We start from the raw sequence: 21,897 nt of genomic DNA, 5'->3' as shown, positions 1-21,897 counted from the left end.
TCGGGGGCCGCGGAACGGCCCGGGATGGGCTGTTCCGCGGCCGCCGGGGGTCATCCCTTTTCGACGACGTTCTTGATCCGGGAGAGGGTCTCGGCGACGTCCCGCTTCATCTTCTCGGTCCAGTCGGCGATGAATTTCCGCTTGTCGTCCTCGTCCATGCTCTTGGTGATCTCGTGGATTCCCGGCGAGGCCCAGCCCATGCGGAATGTCTGGCTCAGCAGGCAGCCCTCGCCGGACGGCTCGATCTCGAAGGACCAGACGAGCTCCTGCGGCTCTCCGGTCTTGGAGTGGATCTTCCAGCGGAACGCGCGGCCGGGCTCGGTCTCGACGATCTCCGACTTGGTGTGCCAGACGCCGCGGATGAGCGGGGCCCAGGAGACCACGTCGTCGGCGCGGAAGTTCTCGCCGCGGAAGATCGAACCGACCTGGCCGGGCTCGCCGGAGATCCACTCTCCGTCGCGCAGTTCGGTGCTCCACTCGGCGTGCCGCTTCATGTCGCTGACCGTCGAGTAGATCTCTTCGGCGGTGGCCGCGACGCGAATCTCGGCGCCCAGTTCGAAAAGCGGTCGTGAATCCAGAATCGACTGTGTCATGTCCCGGGATCCTGCCGACGGCCGGAGGGCGGGTTCAAAGGCCCTGTCCTGAATCCGTCAGGTCTCCGCGGCGGCCCGAATCGACCTGACTGAGTACGCGGACGGGCATTGGTCCCGGTCGGCGGCTCGGGCACCATCGCGCCGTCACCGTTCTTCGCCGATCCATTCTTCGCCCTTCCGTCTTTCGGCATTCGCCCACCGGGGGAGTTCGTTCATGTCCCATTCGGGAGCAGTCCATCGAGGAAGCGCCCGGACCGTCGTCACCCGCACCAGTTCGGGACTCGTGTCCGGCGAGCGGACGGGCGGCCTGTGCGTCTTCCGCGGAGTGCCGTACGCCGCTCCCCCGGTGGGCCCGCTGCGCTACCGCTCGCCCCGGCCGGCGCCCGAGTGGCGCGGCGTCCGGGAGGCGACCGCCTTCGGGCCGGTCTCGCTCCAGTCCTGGCTGCCCGGCTCGGCCGAGGACAGCCTGTACGCGAACGTGTGGACGCCGGGCGTCAAGGGCTCCCGGCCGGTGCTCGTCTACATCCACGGCGGCGGCTGGTTCCTCGGCGCGGGCAGCGAGCCGGACTACGACGGCGCCCGGCCCGCGGCCCACGGCGACATGGTCGTCATCACCTTCAACTACCGCCTCGGCGCGCTGGGCTGGGGCCTGCACGAGCACCTCCTCGACGAGGAGACCGACGGCTACTCGAACTGGGGCCTGCAGGACCAGGCGGCGCTGGTCCGCTGGGTCCGGGAGAACGCGGCGGCCTTCGGCGGCGACCCGGACAACATCACCGTGGCCGGCACCTCGGCGGGCGGCTCGTCCGCCTGGCAGCTCGGCCTGATGCCCGAACTGCGGGAGGACATCCGACGGATCGTCCCGTTCAGCGTCAAGCACGTGTGGCGGCCGGCCAGTTCGGCGAGCCCGGCGGAGTCGCGGGAGACGTACGAGCTGCTGGCCCGGAGCCTGGGCACCACCGTGCGCGGGCTGCGCGAGGTCCCCGCGGCGCTGCTCAAGGACGCCTGGGAGAAGATCTTCTCCGGCGCCCCGTCCACCCGCGAGGTCGCCGCCTGGCGCGAGTACCAGGGCCCGGTGGTCGACGGCCGCTGGATGCGCGGGCACGACCACGAGCTGCCGACGCCGGACCTGCCGACGATGGCCGTCTACGCCCGTACCGAGGGGACCTTCTTCACCACCGGACCCGGGTACCCGTACCAGGGCCCGCTGCCCGCCGACGAGGCCCAACTGCGCACCGCGGTCCGGGAGGTGCTGCACAAGGGCGCGGCCCGGGTCACCGACCAGCAGGTGAAGGCGGCGATCTCCGCGTACCGGAGCGCCGCCGAGGCCGACGGGCTGCCGCGGGACCCGGTCGGGCTGTGGAGCGCGATCTGGGGCGACTCGCTGTTCCGCTACCAGATCACCCGGCTCGCGGAGCGGCACGCCCGGGAGCGGCCCGACGTCCCCGGCTACCTGATGGAGTTCGCGCACCCCGTCGCGCCGCCGCTGACCGGCACGCCGCACGAGGCGACCTCCAAGTTCCTGTTCGGCTCGTACGCGAACGAGGTCAACGCCCCGCACTACGGCGCCGGCCCCCAGGAGCGCCTGGTCTCGGACACGCTCATCGAGCTGGTGGCCTCCTTCGCCCGCGGCGAGGCCCCGAACAGCCCGCACGCCCCCGCCTGGCCGGAGTTCTCCCCGGACCGGCGCAGCACCATGATCCTCGGCGGGAAATGCGTCGCCGAGATCGCCGAGCGCACCGCGCTCCGTCAACTCGCCCACTGGGACACCGCCGGCTGGGTTCCCGTGCCGCGCCCCTGACGAATCACCGCTCTCACCCCCCGTGGAAAGGAACTGAGGCGCCATGTGCGGACTCACCGGCTGGGTCGCCTACGACCGCGATCTGACGCTCGGCGGAGACACCACCGAGGCCATGACCCGGACGCTGGAGTGCCGGGGCCCCGACGACAAGGGGATCTGGCTGTCCCGGCACGCCGCCCTCGGGCACCGCCGGCTCTCCGTCATCGACCTGGAGCTCGGCCGGCAGCCGATGCACGCGCTGCCGGACGACGACGGACAGCCGGTGCTCGTCTACACCGGCGAGGTGTACAACTTCCGCGAGCTGAAGGACGAGCTCGAAGGACTCGGGCACGCGTTCCGCACCTCCAGCGACACCGAGGTGGTGCTGCACGCCTACCTGGAGTGGGGCGAGGAGTTCGCGGAGCGGCTCAACGGCATGTACGCGCTGGCGATCTGGGACCCGCGCAGCGAGGAGCTGCTGCTGGTCCGCGACCGGATGGGCGTCAAGCCGCTGTTCTACTACCCGACCGCCGACGGGGTGCTGTTCGGCTCCGAGGCCAAGGCGATCCTCGCCCACCCGGAGGCGGAGGCGGTGGTCGACGCCGAGGGTCTCGCGGAGATCTTCGCCATCATCAACACCCCCGGGCACGCGGTCTTCAAGGGCATGCACGAGGTCGTCCCGGGCACCGTGGTCCGCTTCACCCGGTCCGGCTCGACGACCCGGACGTACTGGGCCCTCGAGGCCCGGCCGCACACGGAGGACCTGGACGCGACGATCGCGCACACCCGGGAGCTCCTGGAGGACATCGTCGAGCGGCAGCTGATCGCCGACGTGAGGGTCGGCACGCTGCTCTCCGGCGGTCTGGACTCCTCCGCGGTGACCGCGCTCGCCGCGAAGGCGCTGCGCGACCAGGGCAGCGACGAGAAGATCACGGCGTTCTCGGTGGACTTCAAGGACCACGGGGAGACGTTCCGCGACAACGGCATCTGGATGGACCCCGACACGCCGTACGCGGTCGACGTCGCCCGGCACGCCGGCGCCGAGCACGTGATCGTGGAGCTGGAGAACCACCACATCCTCGACGAAGAGGTACGCGCCGCCGTGCTGCGCGCCCAGGACCTGCCGGTGTCGACGGGCGACATGGAGCACTCGCTCTACCACCTGTGCAAGGCGCTCAAGGAGCGCGTCACGGTCGCGCTGTCCGGCGAGGCCGCCGACGAGATATTCGGCGGCTACAACTGGTTCTTCGACCGGGAGGCCGTCGACGGGGACACCTTCCCCTGGTACGACGCGTGGCGCCGGCTCGGCGGGCTCGCCACCATGCGCGAGATCGGCCTGTGGGACCGGCTCGGCCTGGACGAGTACGTCAAGCGGCGCTACACCGAGGCGCTGGAGCGCGTGCCGCGCCTGCCGGGGGACTCCCCCGAGGAGGAGCGGATGCGCGAGCTGACCTGGCTCAACATCTGGCACTGGGAGAAGTTCCTGCTGGACCGCAAGGACCGGATCTCGATGGCGGCGAGCCTGGAGGTCCGGGTCCCGTTCACCGACCACCGCCTCGTGGAGTACGTCTACAACGTGCCGTGGGCGATGAAGACCTTCGACGGCAAGGAGAAGAGCCTGCTGCGCGCGGCCTCCGCGCACGTGCTGCCGGACTCGGTCCTGGAGCGGAAGAAGAGCCCGTACCCCTCGACGCAGGACACCGCCTACGTGACGGCGCTGCGCGGCAAGGTCGCCGAGCTCCTGGAGGGCGACTCCCCGGTGCTGAAGCTGGTCTCCCGCGAGGGCGTCCAGAAGCTCCTCGACAAGCCGCTGGAGGAGTACTCCGCGCTCGGCGGCCTGTGGGGCACCCGCGCCGTGATGGAGCGCCTGGTCGAGTTTCACGCCTGGGCCGAGAGCTACCGCGTACGCATCGAGCTCTGACCTCCGCCTCACGCGGAAGCGGCGTCGCGCACGGCCACCGGGCCGGGTGCGGCGCCGCCCACGCGTGTGAGGCCCCCGAACCACCGGCACCACCCGAACCACAGCTGGGAGGTGGTCACATGGCCACTACGTTTCCTTCGCGGCGCGCCCGCATGTTCGTCCTGGAGTTCCTGATCACCGCGGGAATCCTGTTCCTCATCGTCACCAGCGCCCGCTGGATCTTCGCTCCGGACGCGCCGCTCGGCTCCGTGGTCAAGGGCCGGGCGGCGTTCGCATTGATGGCGGTCCTCTTCGGCATCGCCAACACGCTGATCATCCATTACTCGATGACCCGCAGGACCGCCGGGCACATGAACCCGTCGGTGAGCATCGGGCTGTGGCTGCTGCGGGCCTTCCCGGGCCGGGACGTCGTGCCGTTCTGCGTCGCACAGGTCGCCGGCGCGATCGCCGGGACCGCGCTGGGCGGGCTCGTGTGGGGCGGCCCGGCCGTGGAGTCGGTGAACTGGGCGGCGGTCGGGCCCGCGCCCGGCTGGGACTTCTGGGAGGTGCTGACCGCCGAGACCGTCGGACAGCTGATCTGCATGACGCTGGTGGCCGGGCTGCTGATCCGGCCCCGCTGGGAGTTCCTGATCCCCTCCGTGGTCGGCGCCTGCATCGCCGGCTTCATCTTCTTCCTGGGCCCGGTGGCGGGCGGGGCGGTCAACCCGGCCCGCCAGTTCGGGCCCGCGCTGCTGTCCGGGAACACCACGTTCCTCGCCGCGTACCTCATCGGGCCGGTGCTCGGCGCGGTGCTCGCGGCCGCCCTCGCCGCCGGCCTCAAGCCGCCGCATGCGGCCGAGGAGCTCGTCCCCCCGCACGCGCCCGCGGAAAGCACCCGCTGAACGACTACAGGAGACATGGCATGTTGGGAACGTACGGACTGCCCACCGACGTGGACGCGGCGCCGGAGTGGCAGAGCGAGCTGCTCGACCTGGACGCCTACCTCGCCCGGATCGGCTACACCGGCCCCCGCACCCCCACCGTCGACACGCTGCACGGGGTGCTGCGCGCCCACATGGGCGCGATCACCTTCGAGAACATCGACATCGCGCTCGGCCGCCCGGTCTCGATCGACCTCGCGCGGATCCAGGACAAGCTGGTGAGGCAGGGCCGCGGCGGCTACTGCTACGAGAACAATCTGCTGTTCGCCGCCGCCCTGGACCGGCTCGGCTTCCCGGTGACCCGGCTGCTCGCCCGGATCCGGCAGGGCGAGACCAGGCGCCGGTTCCGCTCCCACACGGTGCTGCTGGTCCGCGCGGACGACCGGGTGTGGCTGGCCGACGCCGGCTACGGCTACAGCGGGCTCATGCAGGCGCTGCCGCTGGAGTCGGGAGCCCGCGCGGAGACGGGGGACTGGACCTGGCGGCTGGTCGCCGACGGCCCGGACTGGATCGTCCAGATCCCGCACGAGGACCCGGCGGCCGCGGCGGCCGGCGCCTGGTACGACATGTACGCGTTCCGCCAGGAGCCCCAGTACCGGATCGACTTCGAGGCGGCGCACTACCTCAGCTCGACCAAGCCCGGCTCGCCGTTCGTCGGCCAGGTGATCGCCCAGCGGCAGGAGGAGAAGCAGCGGCTGCTGCTGCTCGACAAGCAGCTGGAGCGGCGCTTCCCGGACGGCACGGCGGAGGTGCTCCGGCTCAGCGCGGCGGACACCGTGCAGGTGCTCCGGGACGCCTTCGGAATCGCACTGACGGACGAGGATTCCCGCGCGCTGCTGCAGTTCTTCGCCGCGAAGTGACTTCCGGCGGCGGGACTTGACGGACTTGTGGGGCGCAATGGTCGGCCCTCCCGGGATTCGGGGATGGTCGGCGGCGGGTCACCCCATCGTTCAGCGTCACCGGAAGAGTCAAGGAGCAGGGCTGTCATGACGAATGTCGCGGTCATCTACTACTCGTCGACGGGCAACGTCCACACCATGGCGGCCGCGGCCGCGAAGGCGGCCGAGAAGGCCGGCGCGGACGTGCGGCTGCGCAAGGTCGCCGAGCTGGCGCCGCAGGCCGTGATCGACACCAACCCGGACTGGGCCGCCCACGCCGAGGCGACCCGTGACATCGAGGTGGCGTCCCTGGACGACCTGGTGTGGGCCGACGTGGTGCTGATCGGCACGCCGACCCGGTTCGGCCAGCCCGCCAGCCAGGTCAAGCAGTTCATCGACACGACCGGCGGCATCTGGGCCGAGGGCAAGCTGGTCAACAAGGTGACGTCCGGCTTCACCTCGACCTCCTCCACGCACGGCGGCCAGGAGTCGACGCTGCTCGCGCTGAACAACACCTTCTACCACTGGGGCGCCATCATCGTGGCCCCCGGCTACGCGGACCCGATCCAGTTCGCCGAGTCCAACGGCAACCCGTACGGCGCCTCCAGCGTCTCGGCGAACCAGGCCGGGAACGTGCACGACGAGAACCTGGGCGCGGTCGAGTTCCAGGCCCGTCGCGCCGTCGAGATCGCGACGGCTCTGAAGAAGGGCCTCGCCGCGGTCTGACACGCACCGCGCGGAGAGCCTCGGAGGGGGCAGGACGAGAGTCCTGCCCCCTCCGTCGTGTCTCCGCGGTCCGGAGAAGCGCGCCTCGTCCGCGCTTCGTCCGCGCCTCGTCCGCGCCTCAGACGAACGCGCCCACCGGCATGCGGACCGCCGGACGGAACGTCATGATCGAGCGCTGCAGCCTGCGCAGCCGGGGCGAGGGCTCCCGGCCGCTCTCCCGTCGCAGTCCGTCACGGAGCCGCTGGTAGACCTCCTGGGCCTCGTCCTGCCGCCCGCAGCGCAGCAGCGCCACGATGAACTGGCAGTGCAGCGACTCGTTGGTGCGGTGCAGGGCGACGAGCTCGGAGAGCTCGGGCACCATCTCCACATGCCGGCCGAGCTGCAGCCGCGCCTCCACCCACTGGTCGAGGGCGCTGAGCCGGGACTCCTCCAGGCGCTCGATCTCGGCCCGCAGGTGCGGGCCCGCGGCCACGTCCGCGAACGGGTCCCCGCGCCACAGCCCCAGGGCCTCGCCGAGCCGGCGGGAGGCGCGCTGAAGGTCGCCGCTCTCCATCGCCCGGTAGCCGGCCCCGGTGGCCCGCTCGAACTGCCAGGCGTCGTGCGAGCCGCCGCCCGTGTCGAGCCGGTAGCCGCCGGGCAGCGAGACGAGGACGGCCTCGGCGGTACGGCGGTCCAGCCAGCTGCTCCCGGGCGGCGGGGGCTCGGAGTTGCGCAGAGCTGTGGTGATCAGGGACCGCAAGCCCTGGATGTGCGCCTGGAGTTCGGCGCGGGCGCCGCGGGGCGCGCCGGAGGGCCAGAGCTCCTCCAACAGGACGGTCGCGGGCACGACCTGGTCGGCCTTCGCTGCGAGCAGAGCGAGGACTTGACGGGGCGCCGCGGCCGTGGCGACGACGGAGACGCCGTTCTCGCGTACCGAGAGTCCACCGAGGATCCGGACGTCCACTGAATTCCCCCTCATCCGTGCGGATCGGCCCTGGATGATTAGAAAAGAGACCGCGAGGCATGTCAATAAGAAACCTGGCGGTATGGAATATGGATCAGGCCAAGTCCGGATAGCTGCCCGATTTATCCCCTCTTACCGCCATCGCGCAAGCGCTTGCGTCCCGAAGAAGCGTACCCCCGGATCCACTATCTGGACCCGGGGGTACGCTTTGATGGAGCCGAGGCAGGGTACGAACAGGCGACGCGCACGTGCACCCGGAGAGAAACCGGGAGGTCGGTATGATTTTGCGACGCACGACAGCCCTGGTGCCAAAGCAGCGTGACGGGGTGTCGTCGGGCGCTAACCCGCCGGAGCCTCGGCCGGACCCAGCGCGCGCAGCCCCCGGCCCGGCTCCATGTCGAGCATCGCGAGCACGGCCGGCACCGCGATGCTGGGCAGCACATGCCGGTAGAGCACGGACGCCCAGTGCTCCATGTTCGTTCGCGAACCGAGCGCCTGCTGCATCAGGTTGAGGCCGGCGTACGCGCCCACGACGAGCGGCGCCGCCTCCTCCGGATCGGCGTGCGGCAGCAGTTCGCCGCGCTGCTTCGCCTCGTTGAGCACCCGCAGGTTGAGCTCGGTCCACTCCCGGTACGGCCCGCTGCGGTTGAGCTCGTGGCCGCCCTGGTCGAGGGTGAGCCGCACGCTGCCGCGCAGCAGCCCGTCGTGGGTGAGCCGGTGCGCGAAGACCATCCCGATGTCGACGAACTCCTGCAGCTTCGACACCTGCGGCAGCGGTTCGGGCGTGGCCGAGACCTGCGCGTCGATCACCGCGTGCGCCAGGTCTTCCTTGGAGTCGAAGTGGAAGTAGAGCGCGCCCTTCGTGACCTGGGCCAGTTCCAGGATGTCGGAGAGCTTGGCGGCCTCGTAGCCGCGCTCGTCGAAGACGGCGGCGGCAGCCTCCAAGATCGCCTGGCGCGTACGGATCGCGCGATCCTGCTTAGCCATGAGGGGTCACGTCCTTAGCTCTTGACTGGCGCCCGCCGGAACGCGAGGCACTGGGGGACCACTGCTCGTACCGCCGTTCATGACGAGGTCCATGACAAGGTCCATGACGAGTTCACGAAGATGTTCACGAGCGGGGAGGTTCATGCGCGCTTCACACCATTGTGAAGCCGCCGTCCACCGGCATGGTGACACCGGTGACGAACGACGCGCGATCGCTGAGCAACCACGCGGCGGCCTCGGCGATCTCCTCGGGCTCGGCCGTCCGCGGCTGCGGCGTCGCGGCGTGCAGCGCCTCCTCGACGCCGGGCACCGCCGCGAACCACTCGGTGACCACCTCGGTACGGGTGGTCCCCGGGGCCACCGAGTTGATCCGTATCCCCTGCGCCGCGTACTCGGCGGCGGCGGCCTTCGTCAGCCCGACGACGGCGTGCTTGGCGGCCACGTACGGGGCGGCGACCGGGGTGGCGAGCAGTCCGCCGACGCTGCTGTTGTTGACGATCGTCCCGCCGCCGGCCGGCAGCATGACCGCGATCTCGTCGCGCAGGCAGTTCCACACGCCGCGCACGTTGACGTCCATGATCCGGTCGTAGAGCTCGTCGTCCATCTCGTGCAGCGGCTCACGGCCGGCTCCCCAGCCGGCGTTGTTGAAGGCCGCGTCGAGCCGGCCGTACGTCGCCACGGCGTGCGCCACGGCCGCCCGGGTGTCGGCGCGGCGGGTGATGTCGGCGACGACGTACTCGGCCTCGGCCCCGCCCTCGCGCAGCTCGGCGACGAGATCCTTGAGCCGGTCCTCGCGGCGGGCGGCGAGGACGACCTTCGCGCCCTCCCGGGCGAAGACCCGGGCGGCCGCGGCCCCGATCCCGCTGCTGGCTCCGGTGATCAGCGCGACTTTGTCGGTCAGCAGGCGGTGGTCTGCGGTCATGGAACGGTCGTCTCCCTCGACTGATGGGTGGGGGTTCGGTGCACGGCGGGTGTCAGGCCGCCCAGACGCGGCCGGCGGCGGCCTCGGCGTCGACGGCGCGCAGCAGAGTCTCGTCGATCGCGTCGAGCGAGTCGACGACATGGCGGACGCCCGCCTTGCGCATCAGCTCGCCCTGGAAGCCGTGGGCGAAGTCGCTGGGGTGGCCGATGAACGCCGCCCCGAGGTCCCGGGCGGTCTCCGCGACCCGGGCCACGTCGTCCACGAACAGCGCCCGGTCGTGGGCGAGTCCGAAGACGTCGGCGGTGATCTCGTGCACCCCGGGGCGGAAGTCGTTTGTGCAGACGTAGCCCGGCTCGTCGAAGAGTTCACCGAAGCAGCCGAGGTACGCGTCGAAGTGGCGCCGGTCCAGGCCGCCGTAGCAGACCGTCCGCAGGCCGAGCGCGCGCAGCCGGCGCAGCAGGGCCTCGGCGCCGTCGAGCACCCGCAGCGGATGGTCGGCGAGGTAGGCCGAGCGCTCCTCGAAGTAGCGCGCCAGGACGTCCTCGGGGCTGTCGGGCAGTCCGGCCGCGGCGCCGAGGGCGCGGGCGGCGGTGAGCTGTCCCTGCGAGAAGATCTCCCGCTCGACCTCGGCGTCGTAGCGGCCGCCCCGGCTGGTGACGAACCGATGGATCACCGGGCTGAACGTGTCGTTGAGCAGCACGCCGTCGATGTTGACGGCCGCGAGCCGTAGGTGACGCAGGGGTTCCACGGGATCTCCAATGGCAGCCGAGACTACGAGCCGGGCACAGCGTGACGAACCGCCTGTCACGGGAGGTTCCGGCCCGGACCGGCCTCTCTCATCTCCGAGAAACAAACCCGACGGTACAGATTTCCGGCGTCTGGAAGATACCCGAAGCGGCTGTGGCTTTGAACCCCGGGGCCCCTCGATACCGGACATGTGCCGCCCTCCGTAACGAAATTGGGACGTCAGAACGGTACTGACCAGACAGGTGGTGCGGCGCAAGGGGGGCGCACGGGGAGCGCAAGGGGAGTGAACAGACCTGACACACCTGGAGTTCAACCCTTGCAAACCGACCCCGAGGTTCGTAACTTGCCGCGCAGCCGGCACCCGAGCTCCAGACGAAGGCCGAGGGGATCCCTCATGCTCCACACGTCCGCACCGTCCGAGAAGGCGATCCACGCCGTGCAGCCGTTCACCTCGACCGTCCCGCGCGAGTACGTCCACCGGGCGGCGATCGCCGAGGTCTTCCTGACGACCGGATGGACGCGCGCGGACGAGGCGCACTTCACGATCGGCGCGCAGTGGCCGCGCGCCCACAGCTTCCTCGGCCCGGTCGGCGGCACGCACTACGACCCGATGATGGTGGCGGAAACGATCCGGCAGGTGGGCGCGCTGCTCGCGCACGTCGGCTTCGACGTGCCGCTCGGCCACCAGTTCCTGATGTGGGAGCTCAACTACCGGGTGGTACCGGGCCTGCTGGCCGTCGGCGGCGCGCCGGCCGAGCTGCGGCTCCACGTGACCTGCACCGACATACGCCGGCGGGCGGGCCGGCTCGCGGGGCTCTCGTACGAGGTGGTCGTCACCGAGAACGGCCGCACCGTCGCCGTCGGCGACGCCCGCTACACCTGCACCAGCCCGGAGGTCTACCGGCGGCTGCGCGCCGACCGGTTGGCCGACCCGTTCCCCGCGCCCGGCCCGCTGCCGGCGCCGGTGGCGCCCGCCGTCGTCGGCCGGTGGAACCCGTCCGACGTGGTTCTCTCCCCCGCCGCGCCGGGCGTCGCGGGCGGCGCCCGCTGGCAGCTGCGGGTGAACACCGACCACCCGGTGCTCTTCGACCACCCGGGCGACCACATCCCCGGCATGGTGCTTCTGGAGGCGGCCCGCCAGGCGGCCCGCAGCCGCGTCCCGCAGGGGCGCGAGATGCTGCCGGCGGCCATGGACAGCACCTTCCACCGGTACGCCGAGTTCGGCAGCCCCGTCTGGATCGAGATCGACCAGGCCGTGGACTATCCGGGCACCTCGGAGAGCCTGCTCTCGGTGACCGGACGGCAGGACGACGAGCTCGTGTTCACGGCGATCACGACGGTCACCGCCCTGCCGACGCGCACGCCGTAGCGCACGACGCAGCGCACGACGCAGCGCACGCCGCAGCTTCTTACGTGAGCGACGCGGCGATCAGCAGGCCGAACCCGGCGGTGATCAGCAGCGTGCGGATCCGGTGCAGGCCGTTCCACCGCTTCTCGAAGGCCGCCCGGACGGCCGCCGGGTCGTCGCCCGCGCCGCCCTCCGAGGCCGCCAGAGCGTTGTTCAGCGGGATGTTGCCCCCGATCGTGACGAGGTGGTTCAGCACCACGCAGACGAGCCCCGCCAGGATCAGCCACTTCTGGGTGTCCGAGCGCCCGTCGATCGGCACCGCGAGCGCGGCCGCCGGGAAGACCACGATCCCGAGGAACACGACGAGGAACACCGGCTTCGGCACGTACTCGTTGATCCGCCGCATGGCGCTCACGAACTCGGCGTCCGTGAGCCGGGCCAGCGCGGGCATGATCCCGGTCTGGAAGATGAGCATGAAACCGGCGTAGAGCCCGGTGCATCCGACGGCGAGAGCGAGCAACGTGGTGGGCATGGCCCCATCATGACGGCACGTCACCCTCTCCGCACGGAATTGCCGTGTGTGACGGGGGTCAGTTCTTGAGGCGGTCCGCCTGCCGGATGGCATCGGCCAGCTCCCGCACCGACGCCGACTCGGCCCGCTCGGCCAGCGCGTACGCCTTCTCGGCCAGCTCCCCGTACCCGGGCGCGCCCGGCAGCTCGCCGCCGCGCAGCCGGTCCGCGAAGTACCCGGCGATCGCCGTCAGCTGCAGGCTGTCGTGCCCGCCGCCCCAGATCGAGCCGGCCAGCGCCCCGGTCTCGACCGAGCCGGTCTGCTCGTGCGGGGCGCGGGTGGCGGGGTCGAGCCAGCGGACGGTCGCGGTGGCGAGGTGGCCGGAGCGGCCCGCGCGGACCTTGACCGCGTACAGCGCCGTGACGGTGTGGCCCGCGCCGACCTCGCCGCCGTCCACCCGGTCGTTGCGGAAGTCCTCGTCGGCGACCTCGCGGTTCTCGTAGCCGATCAGCTGGAAGCGCTCCACGGTCTGCGGGTCGAACGCGACCTGGGCCTTGGCGTCGCGGGCGCGCAGCTCGATGTGGGCGGGGAGCTGGTCGACGAAGACCTTGCGGGCCTGCTCGGGGGTGGAGACGTACGTGGTGTGCCCGTCGCCCTTGTCGGCGAGCTGCTCCATGAACGCGTCCCCGTAGTCGCTGCCCACGCCGACGCCGAAGAGGGTGATGCCGTACGCCCGGCGCTCCTCGTCGATCCGGCGCAGGATGGACGAGGCCTCGGTGTCGCCGGTGTTGGCAAGGGCGTCGGAGAGCAGCACCACCCGGTTGGTCGCGCCCTTGCGGCGGCCCTCGACGGCGACGTCGTAGCCGGTGCGGACGCCCGCCTCGACGTTCGTGGACGAGGTGGTCTCGAGCGCCGACACGACCCCGCGGATGCGGTCCCGGGCGCCGCCCACCCGGGTCATCGGCAGCCGGGTCTCGGCCTCGTCGCTGAAGGTGACCAGGGCGATCGAGTCGTCGTCGCGCAGCTGGCCGGTGAGCACCCCGAGGGACTCCTTGACCAGGTCGAGGCGGCCCGGCTCGGCCATCGAGCCGGAGATGTCGACGACGAAGGTGAGCGCGGCCGGCGGGCGAGGGCCGTGCCGGTCGGCGGCCCGCGTCGCGAGCCCCACCCGGACCAGCGACCAGCCCTCCCGCGTGGTGCGCGCACCGTCCACGGTCACGCCGAAGCCGTCGCCCTCGGGACGCTTGTAGTCGGGGCGGAAGCTGTTGACGAACTCCTCCGGCCGCACGGTCTCCGGCGCGGGCAGCCGGCCCTCGGCGAGGGTGCGGCGGGCGTAGCCGTACGAGGCGGTGTCCACGTCGAGCGCGAAGGTGGAGAGGTAGTCGGGGGCGGGCGCCACGCGCTGCTCGCCCTCGCCCTCGGTCGCGCTGTCGCCGCGGGCGGCGTCCGGCCCGGCGGTCGAGCCGCTGCCGCCGGTGGAACCGCCGCCGCCGACCGTGCCCTTGGGCGCGGTGAGGCCGGGCCCGCCCTTGTCCCTGGCGGAGGTCTCGTGCTGGGCGCCGCCGCCGCAGCCGGTCAGCAGCAGGCCGGCGGCGAGCAACCCGGCCGTGAGTGTCCGTCCCTGTCGTCGACTCATGTCATCTCCCCCTCGTTGTCGCGCACTTGTGAATGTGACGTGCGGGACCGCCCGAAGGAGCAGACGAAGGAGTTGCGGATGGATCTCAATGCGGCAACGGCCCTCTTCCGTGGCAGGGACTCGCCATCACCCCAGCTGGGTCTTGTCACCGTACGGAGTCGCGTGCGTACATGGAGTGGCGCACACCGATTTCTGCGGGGGGTGGTCACGGTGGCGAACATGGCGGGTTCCGTGCTGGGCCGGACGGCGACGACAAAACCGACGTCGGGTGCCGCGGCGCGGGACGGCACCGGTGAGCGGGACGGCGCGGCGATGGCGCTGCGGCCGTCCGGGCGGCCGGTGCGCGGCGTGCGGCAGGTCAGCGCCGCACTGGCCGGTCTCGCCGCCTCCGCGCGGCATGAACTGCTGACCTTCGACGATCCGGCCGCCTCCGCGGGCCGTGCGATCCCCGAGCCGTTCCTGGAGCTGGCAGGAGCGTGCATGCGGACCGCGGCGGAGCGGGCCGGATCGGTCCGGCGGATCGTGCCCCGGCACGCGCTGGCGCAGATCGCCGGGGCGGGGACGGTCCGGGCGGGCCGTGCCCGGCTCACCCAGGCGATCCCGTTCAAGATGATCGTCGTGGACCGTCTGGTGGCGGCGGTCCCGCTCGATCTCGAACTGCTCTACAACGGGCTGCTGCTGATCCGCGACCCGGTGGTCGTCCAGGCCCTCGTCCGCGCCCATCACGCCTGCTGGGACGCGGGCGAGGAGCTGACCGGCGCCGTCGTCCCGCACCGCGAGCTGCCCCCACAGCTGCGGCCGGTCCTCGAGGCGCTGCTCGCCGGACAGACGGACGAGGCGGCCGCCGCCCGGCTCGGCATGTCGGGCCGGACGTACAGCAGAAGGGTCGGTGAGCTGATGAACGCCCTCGGCACGACGAGCCGCTTCCGGGCGGGTGCGGAAGCGGCTCGTCGGGGGTGGTTGTGACCGGCCGGGCGCGGGGCGGGCGCGCGGCCCCGTGCGTCAGGACACGATGTCCTTGCGGGCGAAGCCCCGGAAGGCGAGCGCGAAGAGGATCAGTGCGTACGTCACCGAGACCGCCGCCCCCTTCGCCATGCCGCCCCACTCCAGCTGCGGCTGGAGCGCGTCGGCCCAGGCGAACTGCCAGTGCGCCGGCAGGAAGTCGCGCCAGTCCCCCAGCGCGGTCACCGCGTCCAGGACGTTGCCGATGATGGTCAGCCCGACCGCGCCGCCGACCGCGCCCAGCGGGGCGTCGGTGCGGGTGGACAGCCAGAACGCGAGCCCGGCGGTGACCAGTTGGGAGACGAACACGAACGCGACGGCCACTGCGAGCCGCGGCAGGGTGTCCGCGCTCGCCAGCGCTCCCCCGGTGGGCAGCTTCAGCGGCCCCCAGCCGTAGGCGACGGTGCCCGCCGCCAGGGCGACCAGTGGCAGCAGCACCATCGCCGCCGCGCTGAACCCGAGGCCCACGGCCAGCTTCGACCAGAGCAGCCGGGCGCGCGGCACGGGCGCGGCGAGCAGATAGCGCAGCGAGGACCAGCTGGCCTCCGAGGCGACGGTGTCGCCGCAGAACAGCGCCACGGGGACCACCAGCAGGAACCCGGCCGAGACGAACAGACAGGTCGCGGCGAAGTTGGCGCCGGACGCGGTCGCCGTGTCCATCAGGGTGATCCGGCCGTTGTCCCGCCCGTCCGGGGTGCCGCCGATCCAGAACGCGATCAGCAGCACGAACGGCAGGGCGGCCAGGATCCCGGCCATGACGAGGGTGCGTCGGCGCTTCAGCTGGCGCAGCGCCTCGACGCGCAGCGGCAGCGTGTGCCGGGCCCGGTAGCCGGGCGCGGTCTCCACCAGGGCGGTCATGCGGATCCTCCTCCGATCAGGGTGAGGAACGCGTCCTCCAGTCGGCGGTGCGGGCCCACCCCGGTCAACGGCACGTCGAGGCGGACGAGTTCGCCGATCAGGGCGGTGGGGTCGGCGCCGTCGAGCCGGAGCAGGACGCCGCCCTCGGTGCGGGCCGCGGAGCCGACGCCGGGCAGCGCGCCGATCTTCTCGACGAGCGGCTCGGCGAGTTCGCCGGCGAGGGTGACGAGCAGGGTCTCGCCCGCGCCGGTGATCTCCGCGACCGGACCGGCCTGCACGAGCCGGCCCCGGTCCATGACCACGAGATGGGTGCAGGACTGCTCCACCTCCGACAGGAGGTGGCTGGAGACGATGACGGTCCGGCCGCCGGCCGCGTACCGGATCATCACGTCCCGCATCTCGCGGATCTGCGGCGGGTCGAGGCCGTTGGTCGGTTCGTCGAGGATGAGCAGGTCCGGCAACCCGAGCATGGCCTGGGCGATGGCGAGCCGCTGCCGCATGCCCTGCGAGTAGGTGCGCACGGCGCGGGCGAGCGCGTCGCCGAGTCCGGCGATCTGCAGGGCCTCCTCGATGTGCGCGTCCTCGGCGGGCCTGCCGGTGGCCTTCCAGTACAGGTCGAGGTTGTCCCGGCCGGACAGGTGCGGCAGGAAGCCCGCGCCCTCGACGAACGCGCCGACCCGGGACAGGACGGGCGCGCCGGGCCGGATCGCCTGCCCGAAGACCCTGATCTCGCCGTCGTCCGGGGTGATCAGGCCCATCAGCATCCGCAGGGTGGTGGTCTTCCCGGCCCCGTTGGGGCCGAGCAGACCGAGGACCTGGCCCTGCTCGACGCGGAAGGAGAGGTCCCGTACGGCGTACCGGTCCGTGGCTCCCCGGTACTTCTTGGTGAGCCCGGTGATCTGCAGGGGCACGGAGGCGAGTTCCGGGTCCGGGGCGGGCGCGACGGTGCGGCGGCGGGCGGTCAGGAGCAGGGCGGCGGCGATCAGCGCGCCGGCCGCGGGCAGGCCCCAGACCCACCAGGGAAGGGCGGCCGCCTGGGTGCGCACGGCCGGGGCGGTGGGCACGGTGAGCGCGCTCTTCGGGGTGACGGTGTACGTGGCGGGGGCGGCCGGCGAGGCGTAGCCGAGGTCGGTGGAGGCGAGCACGAGCCGCAGCCGGTGCCCGGCCTCGATCCGGTGGTCGACGGCGGGCAGGGTGAGGTCGACGGTCCGGGCCTTGTGGACGCCCTCGATACGGACGGGGGCGACGAGTTGAGCAGGCAGGACCTGCTGGCGGCCGTCGGGCCCGACGTCGTACACCTTGCCGAACAGGACGGCCTCGCCGCTGTCGGAGGCGACCTCGACGCGGACCGTGGGCGAGCCGGTGAGGTGCAGCGGCTCGGTCAGCGGGCGGGAGTCGAAGGCGGCGTGCTGCCCGGGGAAGTCCAGGGAGAGCCCGACGCCGAGGGCGGAGAAGGAGCCGAGCGCGCCGCCGACGCCGGGGACGGCGGAGATGGCGGGCGGGTTGGCGCCGGCGGGGTTGGCGAACGTACGGGGTCGGCCCGCGAGTTCGACGGCACGGGGGCCGGCGGACAGGCCGGGGTAGCGGTCGGAGGTCGCGCCCCGCAGCATCGCCTGCCCGTCGGTGGAGTCGACGCCGCCGGCCCGGCTGACCCGGAAGGCGGGCCCGGTGTCGGCGTTCGCCTCGCCCTTGAGGTGGCGGTCGAACCAGGCGCCGATCCGGGCCTCGACGCGGTCGGTCTCGCGGTCGCCGCCGTCGTGGCCGCCGGCGATCCAGTCGACGGCGACCGGCGCGCCGTTGGCGGCGATCGTGCGGGCCATGGCATCGGCGTGGGAGAGCGGGAACAGCGAGTCGGCCTGGCCCTGCACGATGAGCGCGGGCGTCTTGATGCGCGCGCCGACGGCGGAGGGGCTGCGCGCTTCGAGGAGGGCGCGGGCGGCGGCGTCGGGCTTCCCGGTGACGGCGACGCGCTGGTACATGGCGCAGAGCTCGTCGGTGAACCGCCCGCACGCGGGCGAGGCGGAGGCGGGCGCGGCGGGCACTCCAGAGGGGACGCCGGGCGCTCCGGCGGACCCGGTCGAGAAGAAGATCCCGCTCCAGAGCTTCTTGAACACCCCTTCGGGGAACAGCGCGTCGGCCAGGTTCCAGTACGTGATCTGCGGGGCGATGGCGTCGACCCGGGTGTCGTACCCGGCGGCGAGCAGCGAGATCGCGCCGCCGTACGAGGCGCCGGTGACGCCGACGCGCGGGTCGCCGGCCTTGTCGAGCCGGACCTCGGGGCGCTCGGCCAGCCAGTCGATCAGCCGCCGGACGTCCTGGACCTCGTGCGCGGGGTCGTTGAGCCCGATCCGTCCGGTGGACCGGCCGAAGCCACGGGCGGACCAGGTGAGCACGGCGTAGCCGTCCCGGGCGAGCTTCTCGGCCTGCTCGCGCACGTCGTCCTTGCTGCCGCCGAAGCCGTGCCCGAGCAGCACGGCGGGCCGCCGGCCGTCGCCTCCGGCGGTGTAGTACGAGGTGTCGATCCGCGCCCCGGGCAGGTCGAGGACCCGGTCGGCACGGTGCACGGGCGGTGGTCGGTCCGAGGCGGCGGCGACCCATGTCCCGCCGCCGGCGAGCACGGCGAGGACGGCGGCGAGCGCGGTCCACCGGGGAAGTCGGAGCTTCATGCGCAAAACACTAAGCGCGCGACCGCCCCGCCGGAGCGACCGTCAGGCGGAGCCGGGCGGCCTCCTTGAGGCGTACGAGGAGGTTCCGCGTACACCCGTCGCGGTATGTGGACGTCGCGTGAGACCCCCTTGTGCCGCACATGTCAACACGGGACTCTGTGGCAGCGCGCACCCCCCACCCCACCGGCCGGCCGGCCCCCTCACCCCGGCATTCCCCCGGACATCGAAAGGTCAGGTGCCCCCCTCCATGACTTTTGCCTCCCCCCGACTCCGCCGCCTCGGAGTGCTCGTCCCCGTCGTCGCGCTCGCCGCCGGGCTCCAGGTCGCCGCCTCGCCGACGGCGCAGAGCGCGGTCGTCGGCGATCTGCGGCTCGTGCCCTCGTCCCTCGCCGTCGAGAACAGCTGGATCGTCGTCCTCAAGGACGGCTCGACGCGTGCGGGCGATCTGGGCGTGACGCCGAAGCACGAGTACCGCTCGGTGCTGAAGGGCTTCTCGGCAACGATGTCGCAGGCGCGGGCCGCGAAGCTCTCCGCCGACCCGCGGGTGGCGTACGTCGAGCAGAACGCGACGGTCCGCATGGCCGACACGCAGCCGAACGCGACCTGGGGGCTCGACCGGATCGACCAGCGGGACCTGCCGCTGTCGAAGACCTACGCCTACGACACGACCGCGTCGAACGTGACCGCGTACATCATCGACACCGGCATACGCACCTCGCACAGCGAGTTCGGCGGCCGGGCGTCGGTCGGCACGGACACCGTGGGCGGCGGGCAGAACGGGCAGGACTGCCAGGGCCACGGCACGCATGTCGCGGGCACGGTCGGCGGCGCGACGTACGGCGTCGCCAAGGGCGTGAAGCTGGTGGCCGTCCGGGTCCTGGACTGCGAGGGCTCCGGCACGACGGCGGGCGTCATCGCGGGCGTCGACTGGGTGACCGCGCACGCCGTGAAGCCGGCGGTCGCCAACATGAGCCTGGGCGGCGGGGCGAACACCTCGCTCGACGACGCGGTGAAGCGGTCGATCGCCTCGGGCGTGACGTACGCCGTCGCGGCGGGCAACGGTCTGCCGATCCTGGGCCTGCCGGCCAACGCGTGCAACTACTCCCCGGCCCGGGTGCCGGAGGCGATCACGGTCGGAGCCACGGACGGCAACGACCGCCGCGCCTCGTTCTCCAACTACGGCACCTGCGTGGACCTGTTCGCCCCGGGCGTGAACATCACGTCGTCCTGGAAGGACAACGACACGGCCGCCAACACCATCTCCGGCACCTCGATGGCCACCCCCCACACGGTAGGCGCCGCAGCCCTCTACCTCGCCACCCACCCCACAGCCACCCCGCCCCAGGTAAGCACCGCCCTCACCGCCAACGCCACCCCCAACAAGATCCAGGACCCCCGCACCGGCTCCCCGAACAAGCTGCTGTACTCGCGGTTCTAGGTCTCTAGATCTCCAGGTCGGCTCCCCGCCCGACGAGACGCCCGAGGAGCTCGGCCCCGGCCGGATACGCCCGCTCCTCGGGCAACAGCCGTCGCGCCCGCTCCGGGTCGCCGGCCCGGACCAGAGCGTGGACCTCGTGCGCGAGCGCCGTGACGTCCCGCACGCCGACCGTCCACTCGTCCGCGTACCGCCGCGCCGCCTCCCCCGCAAGCCCGAGCTGCAGGGAGCGGTGCGGCAGCGCGTTCAGACCCAGATCCCGCTCGGGATCCCACTGCACCCGCGAAGGCGCGCGCCGCAACTCCCGCTGCCAGGAGGCCCGGTCGGTGTGCAGACCGCGGACGTAGTGCGACAGGCAGGCGTGCCGCAGCGCCCAGTCGAAGCCCTCGCGGGTGATCTCCAGGGCGAGGACCGTCTCCTGGCCCTCCTTCAGGCCCCAGCCGCAGCGGTACATCATCCACAGGAAGCTGGGCTTGATCCATGTCATCCGGTCCCGCTTCCAGGCGGCCGGGAAGCGGCCGTCGCGGGCGGCCGGGAGGCCGATGGACGGGCGGTACGCCTGGTAGACGGTGACCGTCGTGTCGGTGTGCAGGGCGCGGATCTGGTGCTTGGGGACGGCGTGCATGGGGTCAGACTGCGGCCCGGTCGGGCGTCTGCGCCAGTGAATTGGGGCGCGGGCGGCCGGCCGGGCCGGGGGGCGGGGGGTTACGGAACGTTGGGGGTTGTCTCGCAGGATTGGGTGGCGGTGTCTGTGCCGGATTCTCCGTCGCAGGTGTCGGGGCCGCCTTCGCCGCCGTCGAGGTCGTCGTCGCCGGGGCCGGCGCGGAGGGTGTCGGCGCCGTCGCCGGCGCGGAGGTCGTCGCGGCCGCCTGCGGTGCCGACCGTGGCGGAGATCTCGTAGTTCGTGTTGTCGCCGAAGATCACGTCGTTGCCGCCGTTGCCCTCGATGCGGTCGTCGCTCGCGGAACTGAGGTTGGCGTCGACCACGGAGCTCTCGCCGACCAGGATTTCGGAGCCGGCGCCGCCGATGATGCGGTCGCGGCCGGAGCCGGTGGCGTAACCGCCGTCGGCGGCACGGATGTTGTGGTCGCCGATCTGCAGACCGCCGTCGGCGCCGCCGTTCAGCGTGTCGTCGCCGCCGTTCCCGCTCGCGTTCTGAGTGGCGTCGCTGTCGCCGATCAGGAAGTCGGTGAAGCCCGCGCCGCCGAGCAGCGTGTCGTCCCCGGCGCCGTCGGCGTCGCCGGCCAGGGCGCGCGAGTCGCCGACCATGTCGTCGTCGGCCCCGCCGCCGTCCAGCTGGTCGCGGCCGCCGCCGGAGGCGTTCCCGCCCATGCTGTCGCCGATCATGGAGTCGCCGCTGTCGCCGCCCTCTAGGCTGTCGTTGCCGCCGCCCGAGGCATTGATCCCGGTGCCGCTCGCGAAGCTGTCGCCGACCAGCACGTCCGAGCCCGGGCCGCCGCGCACCAGGTCGTTCCCGCCGCCCGTCACGTTGCCCGTCGTGCTGTACGTGTCGCCGACCACCCGGTCGCTCTCGGTGCCCCCTTCGAGCTGGTCGTTGCCGAGGCCGCCGGACACGGTGTCGTTCCCGCCGAGGCTGCAGATCCGGTCGTTGCCGCCGAGGCCGTGGATCGTGTCCGCGCCCGAGGTGCCGACGATCACGTCCGCCCCGCTCGTGCCGTTGGTCGTCTGACCCGGTGTGGTGATGACGATCGTGGCCTCACGGCCCAGGCAGGTCGGCTGCGCCGCGCCCGCCTCCGCCGCGCCGAGGCCGAGGACGCCTCCCAGGAGCAGTACACCCGCGCCCCCGCTCGCGGCGGCGCGCCCGAGCCGCGTCCTGACTCCGTGACGACTCCTCGTCATCGCACTTCCCTTCGATCAACAACGGATGTCCGTGCTGATCGATCCCCCGCTCCACCGCTCCGGCTACCCGTCCGGTCGCGGACTGTAGTCGGTTGGCGCAGTCTCGTACGCCCGACGGAAGCACGGAAGCACGGCAGGCCGCGGCCCGTACGGGCCGCGGCCTG

At 72.4% G+C, this 21,897-nt stretch carries 19 protein-coding genes; 8 read left to right on the top strand and 11 right to left on the bottom strand.

Translation table 11 applies throughout. The annotated features are described in order from the left end of the window. Window positions 1-50: 50 nt before the first annotated feature. Entirely contained in the window at window positions 51-593 is a 543-nt protein-coding gene (locus VIU94_RS26500; protein ID WP_331914809.1) for an SRPBCC family protein, read from the bottom strand. 214 nt (window positions 594-807) lie between these two features. Here VIU94_RS26500 and VIU94_RS26495 point away from each other — a divergent pair, with 214 nt between their 5' ends. The 5 genes from VIU94_RS26495 (at window position 808) to wrbA (ending at window position 6,818) form a co-directional block, all read left to right on the top strand. Continuing rightward, complete coding sequence (locus VIU94_RS26495) at window positions 808-2,394, top strand: carboxylesterase family protein (RefSeq protein ID WP_331914808.1); 1,587 nt, start codon at window positions 808-810, stop codon at window positions 2,392-2,394. A 43-nt stretch (window positions 2,395-2,437) separates the two neighbouring features. Then, window positions 2,438-4,294, top strand: coding sequence for an asparagine synthase (glutamine-hydrolyzing) (gene asnB, locus VIU94_RS26490; RefSeq protein WP_331914807.1), 1,857 nt, complete (start codon window positions 2,438-2,440; stop codon window positions 4,292-4,294). Window positions 4,295-4,413: 119 nt separating this feature from the next. Continuing rightward, the gene (locus tag VIU94_RS26485; RefSeq protein ID WP_331914806.1) at window positions 4,414-5,175 is read left to right on the top strand and encodes an MIP/aquaporin family protein; all 762 of its coding nucleotides are present in this window, start codon (window positions 4,414-4,416) and stop codon (window positions 5,173-5,175) included. Between the two features lie 20 nt (window positions 5,176-5,195). After that, entirely contained in the window at window positions 5,196-6,074 is an 879-nt protein-coding gene (locus tag VIU94_RS26480; protein ID WP_331914805.1) for an arylamine N-acetyltransferase family protein, read from the top strand. A 126-nt stretch (window positions 6,075-6,200) separates the two neighbouring features. Continuing rightward, complete coding sequence (gene wrbA / locus VIU94_RS26475; RefSeq protein ID WP_331914804.1) at window positions 6,201-6,818, top strand: NAD(P)H:quinone oxidoreductase; 618 nt, start codon at window positions 6,201-6,203, stop codon at window positions 6,816-6,818. A 118-nt stretch (window positions 6,819-6,936) separates the two neighbouring features. On the opposite strand, the gene VIU94_RS26470 is transcribed toward wrbA, so the two are convergent. From VIU94_RS26470 to VIU94_RS26455, 4 genes are all read right to left on the bottom strand, one after another. Beyond that, the gene (locus VIU94_RS26470; RefSeq protein WP_331914803.1) at window positions 6,937-7,761 is read right to left on the bottom strand and encodes an AfsR/SARP family transcriptional regulator; all 825 of its coding nucleotides are present in this window, start codon (window positions 7,759-7,761) and stop codon (window positions 6,937-6,939) included. Window positions 7,762-8,100: 339 nt separating this feature from the next. After that, on the bottom strand, window positions 8,101-8,748 hold the full coding sequence (locus tag VIU94_RS26465; protein ID WP_331914802.1) for a ScbR family autoregulator-binding transcription factor: 648 nt from the start codon (window positions 8,746-8,748) through the stop codon (window positions 8,101-8,103). Window positions 8,749-8,899: 151 nt separating this feature from the next. After that, window positions 8,900-9,670, bottom strand: a complete 771-nt coding sequence (locus tag VIU94_RS26460; protein ID WP_331914801.1) for a glucose 1-dehydrogenase — start codon at window positions 9,668-9,670, stop codon at window positions 8,900-8,902. A gap of 52 nt (window positions 9,671-9,722) precedes the next feature. Further along, window positions 9,723-10,418 carry an HAD family phosphatase gene (locus VIU94_RS26455; RefSeq protein ID WP_331914800.1) on the bottom strand — a complete coding sequence of 232 codons (696 nt, stop codon included), beginning with the start codon at window positions 10,416-10,418 and terminating at the stop codon, window positions 9,723-9,725. A gap of 393 nt (window positions 10,419-10,811) precedes the next feature. Between VIU94_RS26455 and VIU94_RS26450 the strand changes: the two genes are divergently transcribed. Continuing rightward, complete coding sequence (locus tag VIU94_RS26450; protein WP_331914799.1) at window positions 10,812-11,786, top strand: ScbA/BarX family gamma-butyrolactone biosynthesis protein; 975 nt, start codon at window positions 10,812-10,814, stop codon at window positions 11,784-11,786. A 40-nt stretch (window positions 11,787-11,826) separates the two neighbouring features. On the opposite strand, the gene VIU94_RS26445 is transcribed toward VIU94_RS26450, so the two are convergent. Together VIU94_RS26445 and VIU94_RS26440 are read right to left on the bottom strand one after the other, a co-directional pair. Beyond that, the gene (locus VIU94_RS26445) at window positions 11,827-12,297 is read right to left on the bottom strand and encodes an anthrone oxygenase family protein (RefSeq protein ID WP_331914798.1); all 471 of its coding nucleotides are present in this window, start codon (window positions 12,295-12,297) and stop codon (window positions 11,827-11,829) included. Between the two features lie 58 nt (window positions 12,298-12,355). After that, entirely contained in the window at window positions 12,356-13,912 is a 1,557-nt protein-coding gene (locus VIU94_RS26440; protein WP_331914796.1) for a vWA domain-containing protein, read from the bottom strand. A 219-nt stretch (window positions 13,913-14,131) separates the two neighbouring features. On the opposite strand from VIU94_RS26440, the gene VIU94_RS26435 reads away from it, so the two are divergent. Next, window positions 14,132-14,878 carry a helix-turn-helix transcriptional regulator gene (locus VIU94_RS26435; RefSeq protein ID WP_331914795.1) on the top strand — a complete coding sequence of 249 codons (747 nt, stop codon included), beginning with the start codon at window positions 14,132-14,134 and terminating at the stop codon, window positions 14,876-14,878. A 36-nt stretch (window positions 14,879-14,914) separates the two neighbouring features. Here VIU94_RS26435 and VIU94_RS26430 read toward each other — a convergent pair whose 3' ends face one another. After that, window positions 14,915-15,772 (bottom strand): ABC transporter permease, encoded by an 858-nt coding sequence (locus tag VIU94_RS26430; protein ID WP_331914794.1) that lies wholly within the window; start codon window positions 15,770-15,772, stop codon window positions 14,915-14,917. Beyond that, on the bottom strand, window positions 15,769-18,438 hold the full coding sequence (locus tag VIU94_RS26425; RefSeq protein ID WP_331914793.1) for an alpha/beta fold hydrolase: 2,670 nt from the start codon (window positions 18,436-18,438) through the stop codon (window positions 15,769-15,771). The genes VIU94_RS26430 and VIU94_RS26425 overlap by 4 nt, the downstream gene beginning before the upstream one ends. Window positions 18,439-18,685: 247 nt before the next feature. Here VIU94_RS26425 and VIU94_RS26420 point away from each other — a divergent pair, with 247 nt between their 5' ends. Next, a complete protein-coding gene (locus tag VIU94_RS26420) occupies window positions 18,686-19,876 on the top strand; it encodes a S8 family peptidase (RefSeq protein ID WP_331914791.1) in 1,191 nt (396 codons plus the stop codon). Between the two features lie 4 nt (window positions 19,877-19,880). Here VIU94_RS26420 and VIU94_RS26415 read toward each other — a convergent pair whose 3' ends face one another. Then, a complete protein-coding gene (locus VIU94_RS26415) occupies window positions 19,881-20,498 on the bottom strand; it encodes a DUF4291 domain-containing protein (RefSeq protein ID WP_331914790.1) in 618 nt (205 codons plus the stop codon). Window positions 20,499-20,578: 80 nt separating this feature from the next. Next, window positions 20,579-21,733, bottom strand: a complete 1,155-nt coding sequence (locus tag VIU94_RS26410) for a calcium-binding protein (protein ID WP_331914789.1) — start codon at window positions 21,731-21,733, stop codon at window positions 20,579-20,581. Window positions 21,734-21,897: the final 164 nt, after the last annotated feature.

Origin of the sequence: Streptomyces sp. (assembly GCF_036566765.1) — a bacterium.
Classification (GTDB): Bacteria; Actinomycetota; Actinomycetes; order Streptomycetales; family Streptomycetaceae; genus Streptomyces.
This window is presented reverse-complemented; position numbering and strand designations above follow the sequence as displayed.